16 protein-coding genes are annotated in these 21,741 nt (G+C 55.1%); 9 read left to right on the top strand and 7 right to left on the bottom strand.

What is annotated here, in order from left to right; genetic code table 11:
* Positions 1-20: 20 nt before the first annotated feature.
* From gspK to PVT68_RS02305, 6 genes are all read left to right on the top strand, one after another.
* On the top strand, positions 21-965 hold the full coding sequence (gspK, locus tag PVT68_RS02330) for a type II secretion system minor pseudopilin GspK (RefSeq protein ID WP_280320977.1): 945 nt from the start codon (positions 21-23) through the stop codon (positions 963-965).
* Positions 966-2,303: a type II secretion system protein GspL gene (gene gspL, locus PVT68_RS02325; RefSeq protein ID WP_280320976.1), complete on the top strand. Its 1,338-nt coding sequence runs from the start codon at positions 966-968 to the stop codon at positions 2,301-2,303.
* A 59-nt stretch (positions 2,304-2,362) separates the two neighbouring features.
* Complete coding sequence (locus tag PVT68_RS02320; RefSeq protein WP_280320975.1) at positions 2,363-2,851, top strand: type II secretion system protein M; 489 nt, start codon at positions 2,363-2,365, stop codon at positions 2,849-2,851.
* A gap of 224 nt (positions 2,852-3,075) precedes the next feature.
* Positions 3,076-3,345 carry an acetyltransferase gene (locus PVT68_RS02315; protein ID WP_280320974.1) on the top strand — a complete coding sequence of 90 codons (270 nt, stop codon included), beginning with the start codon at positions 3,076-3,078 and terminating at the stop codon, positions 3,343-3,345.
* Between the two features lie 184 nt (positions 3,346-3,529).
* Positions 3,530-3,736 carry a DUF2788 domain-containing protein gene (locus PVT68_RS02310; protein WP_280320973.1) on the top strand — a complete coding sequence of 69 codons (207 nt, stop codon included), beginning with the start codon at positions 3,530-3,532 and terminating at the stop codon, positions 3,734-3,736.
* Between the two features lie 57 nt (positions 3,737-3,793).
* A complete protein-coding gene (locus PVT68_RS02305) occupies positions 3,794-5,998 on the top strand; it encodes a hybrid sensor histidine kinase/response regulator (RefSeq protein WP_280320972.1) in 2,205 nt (734 codons plus the stop codon).
* A gap of 71 nt (positions 5,999-6,069) precedes the next feature.
* On the opposite strand, the gene PVT68_RS02300 is transcribed toward PVT68_RS02305, so the two are convergent.
* Entirely contained in the window at positions 6,070-9,219 is a 3,150-nt protein-coding gene (locus PVT68_RS02300) for a TonB-dependent receptor (RefSeq protein ID WP_280320971.1), read from the bottom strand.
* Between the two features lie 344 nt (positions 9,220-9,563).
* Here PVT68_RS02300 and PVT68_RS02295 point away from each other — a divergent pair, with 344 nt between their 5' ends.
* Positions 9,564-10,361 (top strand): S1/P1 nuclease, encoded by a 798-nt coding sequence (locus tag PVT68_RS02295; protein WP_280320970.1) that lies wholly within the window; start codon positions 9,564-9,566, stop codon positions 10,359-10,361.
* A gap of 114 nt (positions 10,362-10,475) precedes the next feature.
* Here PVT68_RS02295 and arsH read toward each other — a convergent pair whose 3' ends face one another.
* The 6 genes from arsH to PVT68_RS02265 all read right to left on the bottom strand — a co-directional run bounded on the left by arsH (position 10,476) and on the right by PVT68_RS02265 (position 16,920).
* Positions 10,476-11,198, bottom strand: coding sequence for an arsenical resistance protein ArsH (gene arsH / locus PVT68_RS02290; RefSeq protein ID WP_280320969.1), 723 nt, complete (start codon positions 11,196-11,198; stop codon positions 10,476-10,478).
* A complete protein-coding gene (arsB, locus tag PVT68_RS02285; protein ID WP_280320968.1) occupies positions 11,188-12,249 on the bottom strand; it encodes an ACR3 family arsenite efflux transporter in 1,062 nt (353 codons plus the stop codon). Before arsB ends, arsH begins: the two co-directional genes overlap by 11 nt.
* Before the next feature lie 2 nt (positions 12,250-12,251).
* Complete coding sequence (locus PVT68_RS02280; RefSeq protein WP_280320967.1) at positions 12,252-12,725, bottom strand: arsenate reductase ArsC; 474 nt, start codon at positions 12,723-12,725, stop codon at positions 12,252-12,254.
* 127 nt (positions 12,726-12,852) lie between these two features.
* Positions 12,853-13,668 (bottom strand): exodeoxyribonuclease III, encoded by an 816-nt coding sequence (gene xthA / locus PVT68_RS02275; RefSeq protein ID WP_280320966.1) that lies wholly within the window; start codon positions 13,666-13,668, stop codon positions 12,853-12,855.
* A 135-nt stretch (positions 13,669-13,803) separates the two neighbouring features.
* Positions 13,804-15,906 carry a carboxy terminal-processing peptidase gene (locus PVT68_RS02270; protein ID WP_280320965.1) on the bottom strand — a complete coding sequence of 701 codons (2,103 nt, stop codon included), beginning with the start codon at positions 15,904-15,906 and terminating at the stop codon, positions 13,804-13,806.
* A 369-nt stretch (positions 15,907-16,275) separates the two neighbouring features.
* Positions 16,276-16,920, bottom strand: coding sequence for a TetR family transcriptional regulator (locus PVT68_RS02265; RefSeq protein WP_280320964.1), 645 nt, complete (start codon positions 16,918-16,920; stop codon positions 16,276-16,278).
* A 396-nt stretch (positions 16,921-17,316) separates the two neighbouring features.
* On the opposite strand from PVT68_RS02265, the gene PVT68_RS02260 reads away from it, so the two are divergent.
* Both PVT68_RS02260 and PVT68_RS02255 read left to right on the top strand, forming a co-directional pair.
* Complete coding sequence (locus PVT68_RS02260; protein WP_280320963.1) at positions 17,317-18,534, top strand: efflux RND transporter periplasmic adaptor subunit; 1,218 nt, start codon at positions 17,317-17,319, stop codon at positions 18,532-18,534.
* A gap of 5 nt (positions 18,535-18,539) precedes the next feature.
* Positions 18,540-21,722: an efflux RND transporter permease subunit gene (locus PVT68_RS02255; RefSeq protein ID WP_280320962.1), complete on the top strand. Its 3,183-nt coding sequence runs from the start codon at positions 18,540-18,542 to the stop codon at positions 21,720-21,722.
* Positions 21,723-21,741: the final 19 nt, after the last annotated feature.

The raw sequence follows: 21,741 nt of genomic DNA, 5'->3' as shown, positions 1-21,741 counted from the left end.
GTTTGAAACGACAGCAGGGGGTGGCACTGATCACCGTGTTGCTCGTGATGGTAATTGCGGTCGCGGCCGTCACCCACGCCGTCACCCGTAACCGCCTGGCCATATCCCGTACCAGTGCAATCCTGGCCAATACCCAGCTGGCGGAATTCGTTCATGGCGCAGAAGCCTGGGCCATTATCGCGCTGGAAAAAGACTTTGAAGAAGACCGGACGGCAGGGGCTTCGAGCGACAATCTGGCGGAGGCCTGGGCGCAGCCGCTACTGGAATTCAATCCAGATAATGGAAAAATTCGAATAAAAATCAAAGACTTACAGTCTTGTTTTAATGTGAACAATTTAACATTGAATCTATCTGGTGGCGGCAGTAACAGCAATAGAGAGATATTGCGGCGCCTGGTTCGCAATCTCGGCGGTAGCCAGGATACCGCGCTGGCCATTGAGGACTGGGTCGATCCAGGTGATACACCTCTAGCCTCAGGGACAGAGGATACGGGTTACCTCGGGCTGGAGATGTCACACAGAACCCCGGACACCATGATCACCGATGTTTCCGAGCTCGGGGCGGTTCAGGGCATGGAAGCCGATGAATGGCGTTCATTGGAGAAGGAGCTTTGCGCTCTGCCGGAGTCGGGTACCAGTATCAACGTTAATACCGCATCGGAGGCCCTGCTCTCAGCGGTGTTTCCGTCAGCCAATATTGCCGGGCTCATCAGCGAGCGGGAATCGGGTACCTATTTCACCGGAGCGGGCGACCTCAGTCCCTTCGGGATCAGTGCTGTCGCGGGAGAAGTGGATTTCAATAGCGCGTATTATGTCGCACATATCGCCGTTCAGCTGGGCCTGGAACACCGTCAGTACTGGGAGTCGATCCTGAAACTCGACACGGCTACCGGTGAAGTAAAAACAATTCAGCGCCAAAGGCGCGAGTTTTCCGGGCAGTTATTGCAGGAATTATTGGGGGATTAATTGAGCCAGGATTTGAAATTATTACGGCTCCGTGACAACTGCGGTATCTCACTGGAGTGCTGGGGGGAGGGCGCCTGGCACCCTGTCGCCACTGATCAGCAGTTTCGGCGGGCGTTTCACGGAGGTGCCAGCGATGCGGAGTATGAACTCGATAGCTCTCCAGTTGGACCTGTGGACGTGGCAGAAACAGGGGAAGCCGGGGATATTGACTCGCTATCCTTTGAACCCGGCCAGCGGGCTGTAATTTTGCTGCCAGGCAGTTGGGTATGGAATGGCCTGGAGATGGTTCCCCGTGCAGCGCGACGTCAGAGTAGTGCTGTCGGCTACATGGTCGAGGACCAGTTGGCGGAAGATGTGGATGATCTGCACTTTGTGTGTGAGCCGATAACGGGAGATCTCTGCAGTGTTATGGCCGTTGCCACGGACAAGCTGCGGGCGCTGAAGGTCGAAATCGAACGTCGCAACTGGCCGGTGGTAACCGCGATTCCGGAATACCGGCTGCTGGCAGGGGCGGTTGGAGAATCGGCCATCTGGCTGGAAGATGACCGCGCCCACTTCTGGCAGGGTGCCGGTCGAGGCCTTTCTGTGGGACGCACGCTCGCCGGGGTTGTAGCTGAAAGCCTGTTTGTCCCCGGTGACCTGGATGAGGCGCCGGCGTCTGCAGCTGCTGCGACTGCATCAGATGATGCAGAAACCTCAGCCTCGCTGCGAGTGTATGGTGTTCCCACCGAACTGGAATTGGCGACCTTGCAGCAGCTGGGCCAAGTTGAATCTGTCGGTGAAATGCCAGAGTCTCGGTGGCTGAACGCGGCACCCGGGGTGATTCCCGGCAACCTCCTGAGTGGACCGTTTCAGATTGTCCTGCAAACAGGGCACGGCCCCTGGTGGAAGAGGCCGTTGATTGCTGTTGCCGCGTGCTTTGTTGCTCAGCTCCTGTTTTTTCTCGCGGCCGGAGGTTATTACTCTTTTCAGGCCAGCCAGGCCGATAAAGCCGCCCGTCAGTTGTTCACGGATATATTTCCCGGGGATTCCCCCAGTGCGGATCTGCGCCGCCAGGTAAACGGCTACCTCAACCAGTCCTCTGGTGGCGGTGGTGAATTTGCCAGTCAATTGCAGCAATTGAGCCAAGTATGGGGTACCGGCAGCGCCGGAGACCTGAAATTGCAGTCTCTACGCTTTGATGGCAACCGCGGCGAATTGGTGCTGCAGTTGCGCGCTCCCAGCCTGAGTCAGCTCGATACGGTGGTTAATAAATTATCCAGTGGCCAGTTCAAGGCTGAGCTGCTTGCTGCCAATGAGTTGGAAGATGGCGTATCCGGGCGGATTCGTCTGCGCTGATACCATCCGTTGGTGATCACGGTAATCGATCAAATAAGAAATTAAGTGCCCGCAAGAATATGAAGCAAACCATCGAACAATGGCGCCAGAAGTGGACCGCATTACCTGCCAGTGACCAGCGTGCTTTGGGTATGCTGGCACTATTCCTTGGCGCTATTTTTATTGTATTTGGCCTGTTCAATCCGGCCAAAACCTTCTTTGACAACGCCCGAGCCGAGGCGGAAACCTCTCGTGAGCTGTTGGCCTGGATTGAGCAGCAACGTCCTCAGCTAGAACGTATTCAGCGAACCAGCGGCGGACAGTCTCAGGCTCAGGGTACCTTGCTTCAGCGGGTGACCGCCGCCGCCACGAACCACAAGGTGACGATCAAACGCTTTGAGCCGGAGGGTGACGGCCGGATCCGGTTGTGGATCGATGAGGCTCGATACCAGGATCTTCAGCCCTGGCTGAACACGTTACTGCAGCAGCGATTTGTGATTCGCTCCGTCAGCGTGGATGCTCTGGCCGAGGAGGGTATGGTTTCAGCTCGCCTGACTCTGGAGCGGTAAACCCAGTATTAATCAATACTTTCGCTGGATTATCATTCAGATGTTCGATTAAATGGGATGACTGCTGGTTTTTCTCTGTATTTTTTTTGTTAATTTCGAATAATTTACTTGGCGTTGGCGGGCTTTGTTTGGAAGACAGCGTTACATGACAAGGGAAATTCCCGCAGGAATGACGCTGCTTTCTCCCTATACTCATGAGAAATGAGATGTTGCAGGGGACGAAAATGCTGTTAAGACACGCCGAAAGCAATCACCTGGTCGATGTGGCCGACATCGTTACTCTTGCGAACCCTTACGAACTGACTGTTATCGGGCGGTACCTGTGGGGGGAGGAGGTGCAGGATCCCGAGGTGTTCGACAAAGCGGACCTGTCTTTCCTTTCCGGTGAGGCTTTGCCCAGATGTTGGCATGACAGCCGCTATCGAGATAGGGAGGTGCGGCGTATCAAGTGCGGTACCCGTATCGAAGACAGCGACTATTACCAGGGTGCCTGACAGACCGCCAGGATTTCCGGCGCTCGCGGCGGTTAATTCGTGGTTTCGTACCAATACCTCCTATACAATACGCGCCAATTTTTTAACCCGTTGTATGTGGTGGCGCTTTTACGGTGTGGTCAGCCTGCCTGCACCGTGTGGTATTGCGTATCCCGGATGGCGGCAGAAGCGGATTTGATGTGCCATGAGCTTTGAGACGTTTGAAGAGTACTCCCTGTATCTTGGTGTTGGGGGACTCATCCTGTTTATGGTGTTTATTGTCTGGAATCTGGCCAAAGAATCGAAAGCAGGGCGTTTTGGCACCTTCATTCTGTTCACAGCACTGGGTTTGGGCTTGCTGGGGTTTCTCATCAAAACCGTTTTGGTTGAAGTCATGGGGCTGGGTCAATAGCGCTGCTACGCACCCCTGTTTACTTCGGATACACGGAGAGTTCGCCGGAACCGTCTTATGCCGTTATTTGATCATCCCGAACTGAAAGTACAGAAAGATCGGCGGGTTTGTCGCAACACCGATACACGAATTGCGAAATACAGCCGCCGAGGAATGTTGTTTTCGCTGGTCGCGTTCGCAATTGCCATCACTATGGGTGAACTCAGAGTCATGGCTCCGAAGTTGACCCTTGTACTGGCCATCGTATTGATCGTCATTACGCTCTGTCGGGCTTACTACGTCTTTCGTTTCGAGCAACTCTACTCCACGGGTCCCAAGCGCTGGCGCAACCGTTACTTTCTGGTATCGACCCTCGGCGCGCTGTGGTGGGGCGTTATTCTCCTGAGCCACGTGCTTATGTTGGGGTTTGCGCCTGCAACACATTTTTTGTGGCTGTATACGGTTATTTTTTGTGCCAGCGTGGCATCCGTATTTGCCCCTTATCATCGCTTCCTCACCTGGTTTCTCGCCGGATCTCTTGTCCCAGCTGCATTGCAGGGGTTTATGACGGCAGACATTATCGGCGCAATTTACGCAACACTGACTTTGGCGTTTGTCTGGTTGATGGCGCATCAGGCACGTAAGGAATCCGAAAACTACTGGGATCGTGTTGCCGCAATGCAGGCGCTGCAGCAAAAGGCCAGTAATCTGGCCGCCGCCCGCAAACATTCGGAAGCGGCGGTGGAAGTCACCAATGAGTTTCTGGCCAATGTGGGGCAGGAGTTTCGCAGTCAGCTTTCGGACTCTCTCGGTGCGCTGGCTCTTCTGGAGGGGGATCGCCTGACGGAGCGTCAGCGGGAATGGGTGCGCCTGGCAAAAAATGCCAGCGGCCAACAGCTGAAGCTGGTAGACAACGTCGGGATGTTTACCCGGGTTGCACGCAAAGATATCCACTTGCGCCAGGCACCCTTCAACCTGGTGCGGACCATGGAGAAGGCATTCAAATTCGCTGCTCGGGTGGCCCAGCGCCAGCGCCTCGAATTCAATTTTCAGATCAGCGAAGATCTGCCGGTCATGGTAACTGGTGACAATCGAAAAACCGCGCAGTTGATTCGCAACCTCGTGGATGCCGCCACCATTATTGCCCAGACTGGCGAGCTTTGGGGTGAGGCAACTTTCGAGCAAATCGGCAGTAGTGAAGGGCAGTTGACCCTGAATCTGGTCGATAACGGGCGCGGAGAAATCCTCCCGGATGAATCGGAACTGTTCGGGGCTTTCTCCCGCATGGATACCACTCAGGTTACCACTGGCCTGGGGCTGAATATTGCCAAGGGACTTGCGGAAGCCATGGGTGGCTATCTGCAGCTGCACTCCTCGGAAGGTGGCAACCGCTACCACGCGGTAATCAAGTTCGAAATCGAGCCGAATCAGCGTATCTACCTGCAGCCCGACCGGCGGCTGCAAGACACCGACGTTTTGCTGCTGCACCAGAAAGGCCTTTTTGTCAGTGGCTTGTCGCAGATGTTGCAGTCCTTTGGTATGGATGTGACCAGCAAAAACTGGGATGACGGCAGCACTGCACCGACGGATGAATTGCTGCAGGCCCTGGAGCGCGGCCAGTTGGTCGTGTTGGCGCCGGCTATGGGTGAGTCTCGCCTGCTTAACGGCGTTACGCAGATTATTGCGTCCCACAAAAGCAAGGCAGAGAAACTCCGATTGCTGTGCCTTGGCGGCTATGGCCATAAACTGGAGTTCGCTCCGCTGGCGGCGGCAGAGCCTCAAGCTCAGTACCTGGCGCGGCCAGTTACCCGCAAAGAGATGCACGATGCATTGATTGTGCGACTGTTCGGAGATATCAAGAAAACGAATCGACGTGTTCTGTCGACCAATACGGAAGTGAATCGCAAGCGTCGCTTGCTGTTGATCGAGGAGTCGCGCCAACATCAGGGCGTAACCGAGGAAATGTTGCAGGCACTTGGCTATATGGTGGAAGTGGTGCCTTCGGTAGATGCGGCGCTAACCCTGCTGCCTGATAACAATTACGACCTGCTACTGGTGGACTGCCAGCAGAATACGGCTCATAGCGCGGAAATTATTGAGAAATTACGCCTGTGGGAGAGTGAATATTCCCCGGACGACCGTATGCCGATTGTCGCTCTGACCAGTACTACCGAAGAGCAGTTTGAAGGGCGATGCCTTGCTGCAGGTATGGATGACTTCCTGACCAAACCGCTGAGTAAAGACACTCTGGCGGAGACACTGGAACGTTGGCTGGGGGAGTAATCATAGGCTGAAGAGTGACGGACAAAAAAGCCGGCGCATAGCACCGGCTTTTTTTGTTCCAAATCAGGGGATCAGAACTCGTAACGAATACCCAGACGTGCCTGCCAGAAGGAGGCGTCGGCGACACGGGTTTGACCTGCCGGGTCGAGGAATTCCTCGAACACATAGCGACCCTCGTCGTCGATACTGGTCTCGACAGCGGCCTGGTAGCGCGGGAAGCTGCCTTCGTACATCACACCCCAGTCATCACTCAACAGGTTACCCAGGTTCTCTACGATGAAGTAGGCGTGGGCCCGATCATTACTACGGAAGCCGGGAAGTTCCTGATCAATGCGCAAATCGAACTTGGTCCACCAGTCACTAGTGAGTTCGTTACGTCCGGCAATACTGCCGCGATCCAGACCTTCCGAGTCAGCCCAGGCAAAGAATGCCTCGGCATCGAACCCTTCAGCAAATACGACGGCCGCGTCATCTTCGCCACTCGGCACGTAAAGCAGTTGGCGGTACTGGTCTGCGTAAGCACCGAAATCCGAACCGAATCCGTTGTAGAAGGCGTAAGTGTATGGGCGGCCTTCATTAGCAGAACCAAAGACCGTGAAGCGGGTTGCATAACCGGCAATAAACTCCTTCTCGTAATCCAGTTTCATGGTGAAGCGGTGTGGAACTACGTAGTTGGAGGTGGCCGGACTGGGGTTCTCCGGGTCGGACACGGCAATATTCGAATAATTCGAATAGGCTACGGAACTTGTCATCGGGTTGACGTCTTCCGCATCGGTATAGGCGTAGCCGAATGCCATATCCAGACCAAAATCAAAGGACTTGCTGAGGCCGAGGGACAGCACGTTTGAGTAGCCAGAATCACCGTTGACGTTGGTCAACATATAGTCTTCAGCGCGGCCGTTGGTGTTGCCATAGAGTGGTCGACCATCTGCGAGGTTACCCACCTGCACGCGACTGATGTCGCTGATGATGGCGGCATCTTTGTAGTCACTGTACAACCAGTCGGCGGATACCAGATAGCCGTTTTCGAACTGATAACTTCCTCCCAGCGCGTATTTCCAAACCGAGGGAATTTCAAAGTCAGGGTCCATCAGGTTGACACCGCCAGCACCACTTTCAGCCGTTGCAACGGTATCGTACAGGTTTTGCGGAATGTCATAGATCGGCCGACCTGAGCCAGTCCAGTCCATGTCGAACAGGGAAGTACCGCTGCGATCGCTGACTTCTAACTGGGTGACACCATTGTTGGAATAGTTGTTGGAAATCCAGACGTTGGGGTTGCCACCGGAATACAGGCCGATGCCGCCGTGCATTTCAGCATTGCCGTCAATATTCCAGTTAAAGCCGAGCCTTGGCTGAAGCAGATCAAGTCCGTCCATGTTTTGCTGATTCGAGAATCCGTAGGCTTCCTCAATATCGGCATTCGCCGGCGGGGTGTCACTGCTGGTGTACCAATCGTAACGAAGGCCACCTACCAGGGTCAGATCCACGCTTGCAAAGGTGAATTCGTCCTGGGCATACAGGGTATTGATCTCGTACCCAAATTCCGCGGCAGCATCTGCCGGGTTGTTGGTGCCGGCTGCACTTTCGTAAATGATTCGAGAGGGAATCCCTGCTTCAAAGTTCTCGATACTTGAAAAGCGGAATTCGCCTTCGGCTTCCTGCACGAACATGTTGAACACATCGAAGCTTTCGCGCTCGAATCCGCCGGTCAGGCGGTGTTCACCCAGTTGCAGGGTGCCGGCCAACTTCAGGCTGAGGTTTTCATAGGACAGCTTGTTGGCATGGCGGGAGTCGTCCGCGCCCAGGTACACGGTGGCGTTGGAGGCGTTGCCGTCACCATCATGATCGTTTGAGGTGGAAATCTGGACTTCACCAAACTCCGTGCCACCGAGAGACAGTTGTCGGTTATCCAGTTCTGTGTAGCCGATTTTGATTTCGGTGGAGAAGATGTCACTCCAGTCGGAGAACAATTGACCAACGTAGGAGGTCAGTTCAGCGCCGCGCTCGTAATAATGATTCGACAGTTCCAGCTCATTAGAGTCGCCATCCGACTCGGCAATGGAATATCCATCGTTGTAGTTATAAGTAAATGCCGCGCGCTGGGTGTCGGAAATATTCCAGTCCAGTTTTACCAGCAGCTTTTCGTCTTCTTCTGGCAAGCTACTTGGCAGGCTGCCGGGTTCGTAGTCATAAATTTCACGGGAGATACGCAGAATTTCATCCAACTGCGCCTGCGATACGCCCTGAACCGGTGTGGCTGTGTTGCTGTCGGCAGTGCCGCGGTCGAAGGTGGCGACACCATCCATTTTTTCGTAAGCCGCGAAGAAATAGAGCTTATCGGGGATAATCGGGCCACTCAATGTGGCGGCGTAGCGGGTCTCATCAAAGGGGGCTACGTCGATCTTGTCGCCTTCCAGGGAATCTCCGCGCCAACCGTCATCGGTGTAATCATAGAACACCGAGCCGTGCCACTCATTGTCACCGGATTTGGTTACAGCGTTGATATTACATGCGCTGAAGCCGCCGTATTGCACATCAAAAGGAGCGAGTTCTACAGATACCTGCTGAATGGCATCGTAAGAGAAGGGCATGCGTTCGGTGGGATAGCCATTGCTATTCAAGCCGAAGTTGTCATTCATGCGCACGCCATCAACCGTCAGGCTATTGAAGCGGGGGTTGGCGCCGGCGCATTGAATGGAGTCGACGAATGCCTCATCGACATACACACGAGGGTCGAGACGAACGACGTCTTTGAGGTCGCGGTTTACTGCGGGTGCGCTTTGCAGGTCGTCCAGGTTGTAGTTCGAAGAGGGGCCGGTCGCAACCGAGGCCATATCTTCAAGGCGGGCGTAAACAGTAACCTGCTCGATCGCATCGGCATCGAGGTTGATGGATAGCGGAAGGGTATCACCGAGTGACAGGAAAATATCGTTGAGTACCTGTACCCCCTGTTCGGATTCTACTTTGACCGTGTAAGGTCCGCCTACTCGAAGACCGCTGGCTGAAAAACGACCTTTTTCGCTGGCTCGGATAACGCTGCGGCTTTGGGACGGCTGGTGGATTACCGTGATAGTGGCATTACTCACCGGTTCACCACTGGAAACGATGGTGCCGCGTATTGCAGACGTGGTTTCCTGGGCGTAAGCAACTGGCGCTGCCACCGCGGCTGTGATCACAGCCGCAGATATCAGCGAGCGTGGAAAATCAAAGCATTTCATGAAGCTCTCCTGGTCTTCTTAATTTGGCCAAATAAAGAAGCTTGTCCGTTTGGCCAAGTGTTTGATGTGCCAGCGCCCCCCATTTAATAAAGTGTCAGATTGCTGGCTGCGGCTATTGTTGGAAATATGTTTTACATCTGCATTAAGGTACGGTGACAGAATTGCCGCAAAGCGGTTACATGCAGAATGTGGGCCATTCTGTAAGGGAGGCGGACGAAAGTTACAGGGCAAATCGCTTTAGAGATGAATGCGCTTTAGGTGGCGGAAATCGGTGGGCCGATTTTCGACATAATTGTCACAAACCGTGCATAGTATTTCGCGCATTCATTTTTCTGGATTCGAATATGAAGAGTTGCACCGTTATTGGTCGATTCGTATTTTCAGCATTTTTGTTGATTTATGCGTCAAAGATTTATGCTTGGGGGGATGACGGTCATCGGGTAATTGGGGAGATTGCCTGGCAATATCTCGATGCTGAGGTCCGTGCCGAGGTGCAGGTGTTGCTTGAGAGCGCGGGGGAAGGAAGTCTCGCCGAGGCTTCCACCTGGCCAGACCGGATTCGCGGCATTGACGCTTATCACTGGGCAGCGCCATTGCACTATATAAACCTTCCTCGTGAATGGCAGGGCTATAAGCCAACCATTGATTGCCCACCTGCCGGATGTATTTTACAGGCCATCGAGCGCTTTAGTAGGGAGTTGGCAGACGCCAATCGCACAGAAATGGAGCGCGCCGAGGCGCTGATGTTTCTGGCGCACTTTGTTGGCGATTTGCATCAGCCAATGCATGCAGGGTTGAAAGCGGATCGCGGTGGGAACGATATAGAAGTGTCATTTTTTGGCTTTGATACCAATCTGCACTGGCTCTGGGACAGTAAGCTGCCCGCTGGCTTCATCACCGATTGGCACGCCTATGCGAGCAATGACGATACCTCACCGGAATTGGTCGCAGCCTGGCAGGCGAGCACTCCTGAGCAGTGGACCGCGGAATCCCATCAACTTGCACACGCGAATGCTTACACGGCAACGACGCGGCTCGGAGAGGAGTATTACGTGAAAAACAGACCGGTGGTCGAGCAACGTTTACGCCAGGGCGGAATTCGACTCGCGGCGCTACTTAACGAAGCGTTGATGGATCATTAATCCCGTTGTTAGCGCTTATCTGCTCCTGTTGGCTCAGGTGGTACAGGAGCGTACCACCGTGAGCAAAATACGCGGTTATATCTTCGTCATCATAAAATGCGCTGCTAGCGCGCGTCACATCGAACGCTGGTCAATACGTTTACGAAATTCTTCGCTGCTTTCCTTGCGCTCGGAATAACGATCAGTAAAGTAATCCCGTTTGTCTTTCAGCAGAAACGTAAACTTCATCAGTTCCTCCATGACGTCCACGATTCGATCGTAAAAGGATGAAGGTTTCATCCGATCCTGCTCATCGAACTCAAGCCAGGCCTTTGGCACCGAAGATTGGTTCGGGATGGTCACCATACGCATCCAGCGGCCGAGAATTCGCATCTGGTTCACGGCATTGAAGGACTGCGAACCACCACAGACCTGCATCACCGCCAGGGTTTTACCCTGGGTAGGGCGAACTCCTTCCAGTGCAAGAGGGATCCAATCGATCTGGGCTTTCATTATCCCGGTCATGGCACCGTGGCGTTCGGGCGAAGACCACACCATGCCGTCGCTCCAATTGGCCAGTTCGCGCAGCTCCTGGACTTTCGGGTGATCTGCTTCGGCGTCGTCCGGCAACGGGAGCCCTGATGGGTTGAATATCCGGGTTTCCGCGCCCAGGGTTTCCAGAATACGCTGCGCCTCTTCCGCGGCCAGCCGGCTGAACGAGCGCTTTCTCAGGGATCCGTACAACAGCAGTATTTTCGGTGCCTGCCCGGAAATGGCGTCCTGTAATTGCGCCAGATCCGTAGCCTGGAAGCAATCGTTTTGGAGGTTGGGGAGATCCTGGCTTGGCTCAGTTTTCATGGGAAAAACTCTTTACGCTGGTAGTGGATTCCATTGCGGGGAACCAGTGCCTGGTCCGGTTGGCAAAAGCAACCAGAGAAAGCATAACCGGTACTTCCACCAGTACGCCCACAACCGTTGCCAGTGCGGCACCGGAATGCAGGCCAAACAGGGATATGGCGACCGCGACCGCCAGCTCAAAGAAATTCGAAGTTCCGATCATACAAGCCGGTGCTGCGATATTGTGGGGCAGCTGCATCGCTCGCGCAGTGCCGTAGCTGATAGCAAAAATACCGTACGTTTGAATCAGCAGGGGAATAGCAATCAGTGCGATAGCCAGTGGATTGGCGAGGATCGTTTCGGCCTGGAACCCGAACAGTAGTACTACCGTTGCCAGCAGGCCGGCGATGGAAATGGGTTTCAGTCGTGCGAGAAAGTTGTCGAGCCTTTTGTGGTCATTCGCTTTGTCCAGTTTGTGGCGGGTAACGATGCCCGCAATCAGTGGCAGTAATACATATAGCACCACCGATAACAGCAGCGTGTCCCAGGGCACGGCAATGTCACTGACGCCCAAGAGGAAGGCCGCCAGCGGCGCGAAAGCAAAGATCATGATGATATCGTTAAGTGATACCTGCACCAGGGTGTAGTTGGCGTCACCTCTGGTGAGGTGGCTCCATACAAAGACCATGGCGGTACAGGGCGCAACGCCGAGCAGAATCATGCCGGCGATATATTCCGAGGCAGTCTGCGGATCCACCAGGTTCGCGAACAATACCCGGAAGAACAGCCAGCCGAGCGCGGCCATGGTAAACGGCTTGACCAACCAGTTGATCACCAGTGTCAGCGCCAGCCCCTTGGGCTTGTCGCCGACGTGGCGAATGGAGGAGAAGTCCACCTGCACCATCATCGGGTAGATCATTACCCAGATAAATACCGCTACCGGGATATTTACATGGGCAATTTCCATGGCCGCAAAGGTTTCAAATAAACCGGGCACAAGGTTGCCAAGTAATAATCCTGTGAGAATGCATAGCCCGACCCACAGGGATAAGTAACGCTCGAAAACACCCATGATCAATACTCCTTCACGAGCTGTTGTAATACTTGCCGCAGGTCTTCACCGCGTTTACGGTCCACTCCGGCAGTCAGCATTTGTGCAACCCGGTCTTCAATAATATCGATGGTTTCATTGAATGCTGCTGCCATTTCCGATTCGCTGCCTTGTAACTTGGATGGATCTTTCAGTCCCCAGTGGAATTTTGGTGTGTCTCCCAGCCAGATCGGGCAAGACTCACCTGCTGCGCTATCGCAGACTGTGATGACCGCATCGGGCACCCAATTTTCAAACGAGTCCCAGGATTTGCTATGTAACCCGTCGATCGAGATGTTGCGCCCCTGTAAATATTTGAGGGACAGCGGGTGAACCTCGCCTGAGGGTTGGCTGCCTGCGCTGCGGGCTTCCAACAAACCTCTGCCAAGCTGATTGGTGACCGCTTCACTCAAAATACTGCGACAGCGATTATGGGTGCAGATGTATAGGATTTTCACCGGGGTTTCCTGTCATCGATCGGCTTCAACCAAAAACACATTTAGGCTGGGCGGATTTGGATGTTGGTGAGAGACAGGTGATCCGGTCGGGTCACCTGTCAGGTCGAAAGAGGATATGCCAAGGCAATCAGAGTTTGAATTCAGCCCAGACCGGTGCGTGGTCCGAGGGGCGCTCCATGCCACGAATATCGTAATCGATACCGGTAGCCACACATTTCTCAGCCAAGGGCTGACTGGCAAGAATCAGGTCGATGCGCAGGCCGCGACGGGGCTCGCGATCAAAGCCCCGGCTGCGGTAATCGAACCAGCTGAACAGCTCGTTGCAGTCCGGGTTCATGGCCCGATAGGTGTCCACCAGGCCCCAGTTCTGGATCTTTTCCAGCCATTCGCGCTCTTCTGGCAGGAAGCTGCACTTGCCATCGCGCAGCCAGCGCTTGCGATTGGATTCACCGATACCGATGTCCAGGTCGGTGGGGGAGATATTCATATCGCCAATTACCAGTACCGGGGCGTCTTTATTGCATTCAGCGGAGAGGTAGGCGTCCAGGTCCGCGTAATACTTGCGCTTGGCCGGGAACTTGACCGGGTGCTCACGATTTTCGCCCTGGGGAAAGTAGCCATTTAATACGGTCAGTGGCTGATCGGCGCCGATATCAAACTGGCCCGCGACCAGGCGGCGCTGGGCGTCGTCGGCGTCGGTGGGAAAGCCGTACTGCTTTTTCAGGAATGGATAACGGGCCAGCAGGGCGACCCCGTAGTGGGTTTTCTGACCGAAGTAGATCACTTCATAACCCAGGTCACGGACGACATCTTCAGGAAAATCCTCGTCGGTGACTTTGGTTTCCTGCAGGCCAATGATGTCTGGTGACTGGTTCTGAACAAGCGCTTCCAGCTGATGCAGGCGAGCGCGAATACTGTTTACGTTAAACGATACGACTTTCATTTATCCCCCGAGAGTCATAAAAACCAAAGCCCGCTATTCGCAGGAATACCGGGCCCGGTGTTGGTCAGGTGCAGGCCGGACGAGAGGTTCGACCTGCCTGGTTTGACTTGTTGCTTTTGTCAGTTACTTCAGGTGTTAATCGAAGTTGGCCACCTGAGGTGAGCTGTCGCGTTTTTGCAGCCCGATAAAGTCAGCCATGATAAAACCGGCTTCGTTAAGAACCGGATCGTCCTCCAGGGTGATTTCCACTGGGCCACCCACCGGTGCGGTCTCTTCTGACTCGCTTTTTTCCAGCGCTTCAAAGTCCTTGTAGGGTTCCAGGCCTTTGGCTTCACGGCGCGTGTTTTCCATTGTCAGCATGGTCTGATTCAGGTCTTCGCGCTCTTTGATTCGGGTATCTTCTTTCAAAGAAACAAATTTTTCATTGGAGCGATCGATCTGAACGCGGAACTGCTCTCGCAGGAAGATGAAATCAGGATCCTTGGCGGTGCGCTGCTCGTGCTTACGCGTCAGCTCCGGTACCAGGTCTTTCAGGTTGAAGTACTGAGCATGGCGTACCGCGTGAATACGGTCCCAGGGCAGGGCAGTGTCGTAGGCGCTCTCACCGACGCTCTCGCTGTCGATCAGCTGAGGCATGGTAATGTCTGGCGACACACCGGCATGCTGGGTGCTGTCGCCAGATACCCGATAGAACTTCGACTGGGTGATCTTGAGCTGCCCTTCTTTCAGTGGCGCCATGGTTTGGACAGTGCCCTTGCCAAAGGACTGGTTACCGACCACCAGGCCGCGGTTGTAGTCCTGAATCGCCCCGGCAAAAATTTCTGATGCGGAGGCAGACAGGCGATTGATCAGTACCACCAGCGGACCGCGGTACATGGCGCGTGAACGCGAACGGTTGTGGCGGGAGATCTGTTCATTGGCATGGCGAATCTGTACCACCGGTCCCTGGTCGATAAACAGGTCTGTCAGCATGGTGGCTTCCTGCAGTGAGCCACCGCCATTGTTCCGCAGGTCCAGTACCACACCGTCTACGCCTTCTTTCTGCAGCTCATCCAGCAGGCGTGCGACATCCCGGGTGGTGCTCTTATAGTTCGGGTCGCGCCGGCGATAGGCTTCAAAATCAATATAGAAAGTCGGCAGATTGATTACGCCTACTTTGTAGCTCTGCTCACCGTCGGAGAATTCGAATACGGCTTTCTTGGCGGCCTGGTCTTCCAGTTTTACCTTGCTGCGCTGGATGGTAATGGTGCGATGGGTGCCGTCTCCGCCGGTGGGGATCGTTTCCAGGCGTACGAAAGTGCCCGCGGAGCCTCGGATCAGGTCCACCACATCATCGAGACGCCAGCCCACCACGTCGACCATTTCGCCTTCTTTATCCTGGCCTACGGCGACGATCTTGTCGTTGGGTTTGATTTTACTGGTGCGGTCAGCGGGGCCGCCGGCCACCAGGCGGGCGACTTTGGTGTATTCGTCTTCCATCTGCAACACAGCGCCGATGCCCTCCAGGGAGAGAGACATGCTCATATTGAAATTTTCCAGAGAGCGGGGCGAAAGGTAGTTGCTGTGGGGATCGTATAGACGGGTGAGGGAGTTCATGTAGAGCTCGAACACATCGTCAGAATTCTGCTGGCCCAGACGCTTCAACTGACCCTTATAGCGGCGTTTCAGCAGATCGCCGATCTCTTCGTCGCTCTTACCGGTCAGGCGCAGGTTCAGCACGCTGGACTTCAATCGCTTGCGCCAGAGCTCATCGGCGGCGCTGATAGATTGTGGCCATTCGCTCTTTTCGCGATCCAGCTCCAGGGATTCTTCCCGGGTGAAATCAAACTTGGGCAGGCCATTTTCCAGTTGCGACAGTATGTTGTTCAGCCGGTCTGACATACGCAGCCGGTAGCGGTTATAGATCTCGAAGCCACGATCCACATTGCCGGCTTTCAGGTCGTCGTCCAGCTTGGTGCGCCACTGGCGGAATTCGCTGATATCGGAAGCGAGAAAGTAGCTCTTGGTGGGGTCGAGACTGTCGATGTACTCGTCCCACAGGCCGGTGGACATCTCGTCGCCGACCTTGAGCTTGTTGTAGTGCAGCATTTCGAGCTTACTGACGATCTCGCGGGCGGTATCCCCTTGGTCTTCATGCGGCTTGAGGTTTTCAGAATCCGCCAGGCTCACTGGCGAAGTGACAATCAGGAAGGAAAGGGAAAGGCCGGAAACCAGCGCGGCTAGTCGATTGCTAAGCATAAGGAGTCTCTTTATACGTCCTACATCAAGGCGCCCCACTGGCATCAGGAACCGGAAGCGGGCTTCCGGAGCAGTGGCGACTTATAGCTTAGGACAAGTATAAAGGCTGAAAGCTCCGAAAGGCATGATTTGCTTCCCGTACAAGGTGAAAGATGCTCAGCTTGTACAGGAAAGCGGAAGAATTTTTCCGCCATTTTCCCCGATGTGCGATGGGCTTGTGCTTTTGATAACACTTTGACCAAAAAATTCACCGCCCTGTAACCGGGCAAGGCTATAAAAATCGTCAAGTTGAGCCTTTGAGGCGTTCAGCGGTGCCAGACCCCGTATTACTCGGCCAGACCTGATCGTGGGACAATCCCCCGTGAATACTTAATGTGTCGGACTCGGTTTGCGCAAAAACCGGGAGTTCCGCATCATTTCGAACATGGCGTCAATCTGTTGCTCACCCACCTCCGCCAGGTTGTAAGCTTCCGGCTGCATTAGCCAGTCCTGAAGCAGTCCAAGGACACCGGCGTGGAGGATGGGTACCACAACAGCAATGTTCAGATCCGTCGGTAGTTGCCCGACTTCGACCGCGGTTTCTACCAGTGAGCGCAAGCGCCGGGTCCCCTCAGCGTGTCCCTCGGAGCAGCGCTGCTGGATTTCGCCGTTCTCTGCGACCCATTCACAGCGCAGCAGAATGATGCAGAAGATTCGCCGCCATTCCTCGCTCACCATCACTTGCCGGTACATAAAGGTCCAGCGTTTGCGCAACTCCCCCAGTGGATCGGCGCAGCCCTCGGATGGTGCCTGGCATAGAGACTCGTCGGGCAGCTGGATGCGATCGGTCAGTGCACTGAAAAGATCGGCTTTATTCTGGAAGTGACCGTAGACCGCACCGCGGGTAACGCCAGCGAGTTCGGCAATCTCGGTAAGGGAGGGGCGGGATACCCCGCGGCGATCGAATACTTCGATCGCCGCATCGAGGATCCGCTCCCGGGTTTCCAGTGCGTCTTCTTTTCTGCGTCTGGCCATGAATTCCAAGTCCTGAAACTGTGTACGTTCCCGGTTTTGGCCAGTAGCCAGCGCCGCCGTACTCGCGGGTGGGTCGTGTTTTTGCACGCCCGGTGTTGACACTCGGTTAACTGTGTGTACCGACGACTAGTGCCGGAATAGGGGTGATGTTAATTCATATACATACATGAATAAATAGTTGATATTCATTCATGCATGTATTTAAATTGCGGCTATTAGCCAGATAAGTCATGTTTGTCTGGCCAGACTTACTGCTTTAAAGCCGGGTTTTCAGTCAGCCCGTCACATTCAAGCGACTCACCACCCCGGGGAAGTTTCCCGGAGTGGTTTTTTCGTGTCAGGAATCAATACCACCGGTCCCCGGTATCCGATTAGGGATGCAATTACGAGGTTGTCATGTTGCAAAAAAAGAAGGCGTTTATCTCCGGCAGCCTGCTGCTGGCCGCGGCCCTGCTTGCCGCCTGTGGTGAAAAACAGCCACAGATGGGGGGGCAGCGCACACCTCAGGTGACCGTGGTGACTCTTAATAGCCAGCCGGTAACCCTGACTCGCCAGCTGCCGGGTCGTACCAGCCCCTACAAAGTGGCTGAAGTGCGGCCGCAGGTGGACGGCCTGGTTAAGGCGCAGCTGTTCACAGAAGGTGGTCAGGTCAAGGCTGGCCAGTCGTTGTATCAGCTGGATGACGCTCGTTATCAGGCTGACTATGAAAGTGCCAAAGCATCCCTCGAACGCGCTGAAGCCGCCCGGAATGTGGCCAAGCTGAATGCCGACCGCTCGCAAGCACTGGTAAAGAGCGGGGCAGTGAGCAAGCAGGACAACGATACCGCGATAGCGTCACTGCAACAGGCAAAGGCGGATGTGGCTGCGGCGAAGGCTGCGCTGCAGCGCAGCAAGATTCAACTGGAGTTCGCCCGCATCAGTGCGCCGATCAGTGGTCGCATTGGTATTTCCTCGGTGACACAGGGCGCCCTGGTGACAGCCAATCAGGCAAGCTCACTGGCGACCGTGCAACAGCTGGATCCGATCTACGTGGATCTGACCCAGTCCGTCAGCGAATTGCTGAGCCTGCGTCAGGCTCTGGCGTCGGGCACCATGGAAAGCGCGGACAAGTTGCCGGTGAGCGTACTTCTAGAGGACGGCAGTCGCTATCCCCACGCTGGCAAACTCGAATTCTCTGAAGTCAGCGTTGATCCCTCCACCGGTAGCGTGCGTCTACGGGTAACTGTGCCAAACCCGGATGGCCTGTTGCTGCCCGGAATGTACGTGCGTGCCGAAATTGGCAGTGGTCAGCGTGAACAGGCGATTCTGGTGCCCCAACAGGGTATCGCTCGCGATCCCAAAGGCAATACCTCTGCGATGGTGGTGGGTGAGGGCGATGCTGTGGAAGTGCGACCGGTTAAGGTCAGCCAGACCGTAGGCAGCTACTGGCTGGTGGAGAGTGGCCTGAATGTGGGTGACCGTGTGATTGTGGAAGGCCTACAGAAGGTTCGTCCTGGTGCCGTAGTTAGCGCGGGGGAAGCTGCTGCGCCGGCATCCGTAGATCTGCCAGCGCCCAGTGAAAGCGCCCATTCCAAATCCGGAAAAGAACAAGCCAGCGACGTGAGCAAGGGGTAACAGCGATGGCAGGATTCTTTATTGATCGCCCAATTTTTGCCTGGGTGATCGCAATCGTCATTATGTTGTTTGGTGGTCTCGCGATCAGCAAACTGCCGGTTGAGCGCTACCCGGATATTGCACCGCCGGTGGTCTCCATTAACACGGTTTATCCCGGGGCCTCGGCGAAGGTGATCGAAGATACGGTCACCCAAGTGATCGAGCAAAATATGAAAGGGCTCGACGGACTTATTTACATGTCCGCCAGCAGCCAGTCGATCGGCACCGCAGAAATCACTCTCACGTTTGCCACGGGCACAGACCCGGATATCGCCCAGGTTCAGGTGCAGAACAAGTTGCAGCTGGCGATGCCGCTGTTGCCGGAAGAAGTGCAGCGCCAGGGCCTGACCGTTGGCAAGGGGCGCGCCGGCTTCCTGATGGTGGCGGGGTTCGTATCCACCGATGGCAGTATGCAAAAAGAGGATATCGCGGACTACGTGGTATCGAATGTGGTGGATCCGCTGAGCCGCGTGGCCGGTGTCGGCAACATTCAGGTGTTCGGCTCCAAATACGCCATGCGTATCTGGCTGGACCCGAACAAACTCGACGCCTATAAAATTACGCCCACCGACATCATTGCCGCCGTCCGTGCGCAGAATCAGCAAGTAGCCATTGGTAGCCTGGGTGGAACTCCCGCGGTTGCCGGCCAACAGCTGACCGCGAGTATTACCGCCCAGAGTCGTATGCAGACACCGGAGCAATTCCGCAACGTGACCCTGCGAGCCAACGCGGACGGATCGCTACTCCGGCTTGGCGATGTGGCACGGGTGGAAATGGGTACTGAGAGCTATGACTTCCTGACCCGTTACAACCGCGCACCGGCAACAGGCGTGGCAATTTCGCTCGCCACGGGTTCCAATGCGCTGGAAACCGCACAGGCAGTGAAGGACAAGCTCAATGAAATGAGCTCCAATTTCCCGACCGGTCTTAAAACAGTTATTCCTTTTGATACCACACCGTTCGTGAAGGTTTCCATCCAGGGTGTTATGCAGACTCTGGTTGAAGCCGTGGTGCTGGTATTCTGCGTGATGCTGCTGTTTTTGCAGAATCTCCGCGCCACCATCATTCCCACCATTGCGGTCCCGGTGGTGTTGCTCGGCACCTTCGGTGTGCTGGCTTTCATGGGCTTTTCCGTCAACATGCTGACCATGTTCGCGATGGTTCTGGCCATTGGTCTGCTGGTGGACGATGCCATTGTAGTGGTGGAAAACGTGGAACGGGTGATGCACGAAGAGAACCTGTCGCCCAAAGAAGCCACCAAAAAATCCATGAAACAGATTACCGGCGCGCTGGTTGGTATCGGTGTGGTGCTGTCTGCGGTCTTTGTGCCGATGGCGTTTATGGATGGTTCTACCGGTGTTATCTATCGTCAGTTTTCGGCAACGATTGTCGCGGCAATGACCTTCTCGGTTCTGGTCGCTATCGTGCTGACACCGGCGCTCTGCGCGACCATGCTTAAGCCTGGCTCGCACTCTGCAGAAAAAGGGTTTTTTGCCTGGTTTAACCGCAAGTTTGATCGCGGTTCCAGTCACTATCAGCGCGGTGTACGCGGCATTCTCGCGCGCAGTGGCCGCTTTATGTTTATCTTTGCCGCGTTAGCTGCGGTGATGGTATTCCTGTTCGTGCGCTCTCCCAGCTCCTTCCTGCCGGAAGAAGATCAGGGTGTGCTCTTCTCGCTGGTGCAGACCCCGGTGGGCGCCACTCAGGAGCGCACCATTGAATCTGTCACTAAACTGGAAGATCACTTTCTCAACAATGAAAGTGATCTGGTGGAATCGGTATTTGCGGTGCAGGGTTTCAGCTTTGCCGGCAGTGGCCAGAACAACGCCATGGCATTTATCAAGCTCAAGGACTGGGGTGAGCGCACGGAAGAATCTGAACAGGTGAACGCTGTCGCCATGCGCGGTATGGGTGCCCTGAGTCAGATCAAGGACGCTATCGCCTATGCGTTTTCACCACCGGCACTGCCGGAGCTGGGCACTTCTGCGGGTTTTGCAATGTACCTCAAGGACAGTGGTAACCAGGGGCACACGGCGCTGGTGAATGCGCGTAACCAGCTGCTGGGCATGTCCGCACAGAGCCCATTGCTAACAGGCGTTCGCCCCAATGGCCAGGAGGATACACCGCAGTTCCGCCTGAAAGTGGACAATGCGAAAGCGTCGTCCCTGGGTGTCTCCATTGCGAATATCAACAGCACCCTGGGAGCAGCCTGGGGAGGTCAGTATATCGATGACTTTATCGATCGCGGCCGGATCAAGCGTGTGTATATGCAGGCCGATGCCCCTTACCGGATGAACCCGGAAGATTTCCGGCTGTGGTCCGTGCGTAACAACCAGGGCGAGATGGTTCCGGTGTCTTCGTTTGCCACTTTTGAGTGGGAATACGGCTCGCCGCGCCTTGAACGCTATAACGGTGTGCCTGCGGTCCAGATCCAGGGGCAGGGTGCGCCCGGCGTGAGCTCCGGTGATGCTATGGCAGAAATGGAACGTCTGGTAAGCCAGCTTCCGGCAGGATTTGAACTGGAGTGGACAGCCCTGTCTTACCAGGAAAAGCAGGCGGGTTCGCAGACCACACTGTTGTACGTACTGTCGGTGCTGATTGTGTTTCTATGCCTGGCAGCTCTCTATGAAAGCTGGACGGTGCCTACTGCGGTACTGCTGGTCGCGCCCTTGGGTATTCTTGGTGCGGTGCTGGCGAGCAACCTGCGCGGCTTCGAGCGGGATATCTATTTCCAGGTTGCGATGCTCACCACCGTCGGCCTTACCAGTAAAAATGCGATCCTGATCGTCGAGTTCGCAAAGCAAAACCTGGAAGCAGGCATGGAGTTGATTCAGGCAACCATGAGCGCGGTGCGCGACCGTCTGCGTCCAATCATCATGACTTCACTGGCCTTCGGTCTCGGCGTGCTGCCCCTGGCTATTGCCACCGGCGCTGGCTCCGGTGCGCAACAGGCGATTGGTACCGGTGTATTGGGCGGGATGATCGTAGGTACCTTCCTGGGTATCTTCTTTATCCCGCTGTTCTTTGTGGTGGTACAGAAGCTGTTCGGTAAAAAGCCCGACGGCCATGACAGGAACGATAGTGAAAACAGTATTCACAAGCTGGAGAAAACGTCGCACGAGAGTGAGCGACAGTCAGAACCAGCCTGATTGATCAGTCTGTAAGCCT

Source organism: Microbulbifer bruguierae (assembly GCF_029869925.1).
Classification (GTDB): domain Bacteria; phylum Pseudomonadota; class Gammaproteobacteria; order Pseudomonadales; family Cellvibrionaceae; genus Microbulbifer; species Microbulbifer bruguierae.
This window is presented reverse-complemented; position numbering and strand designations above follow the sequence as displayed.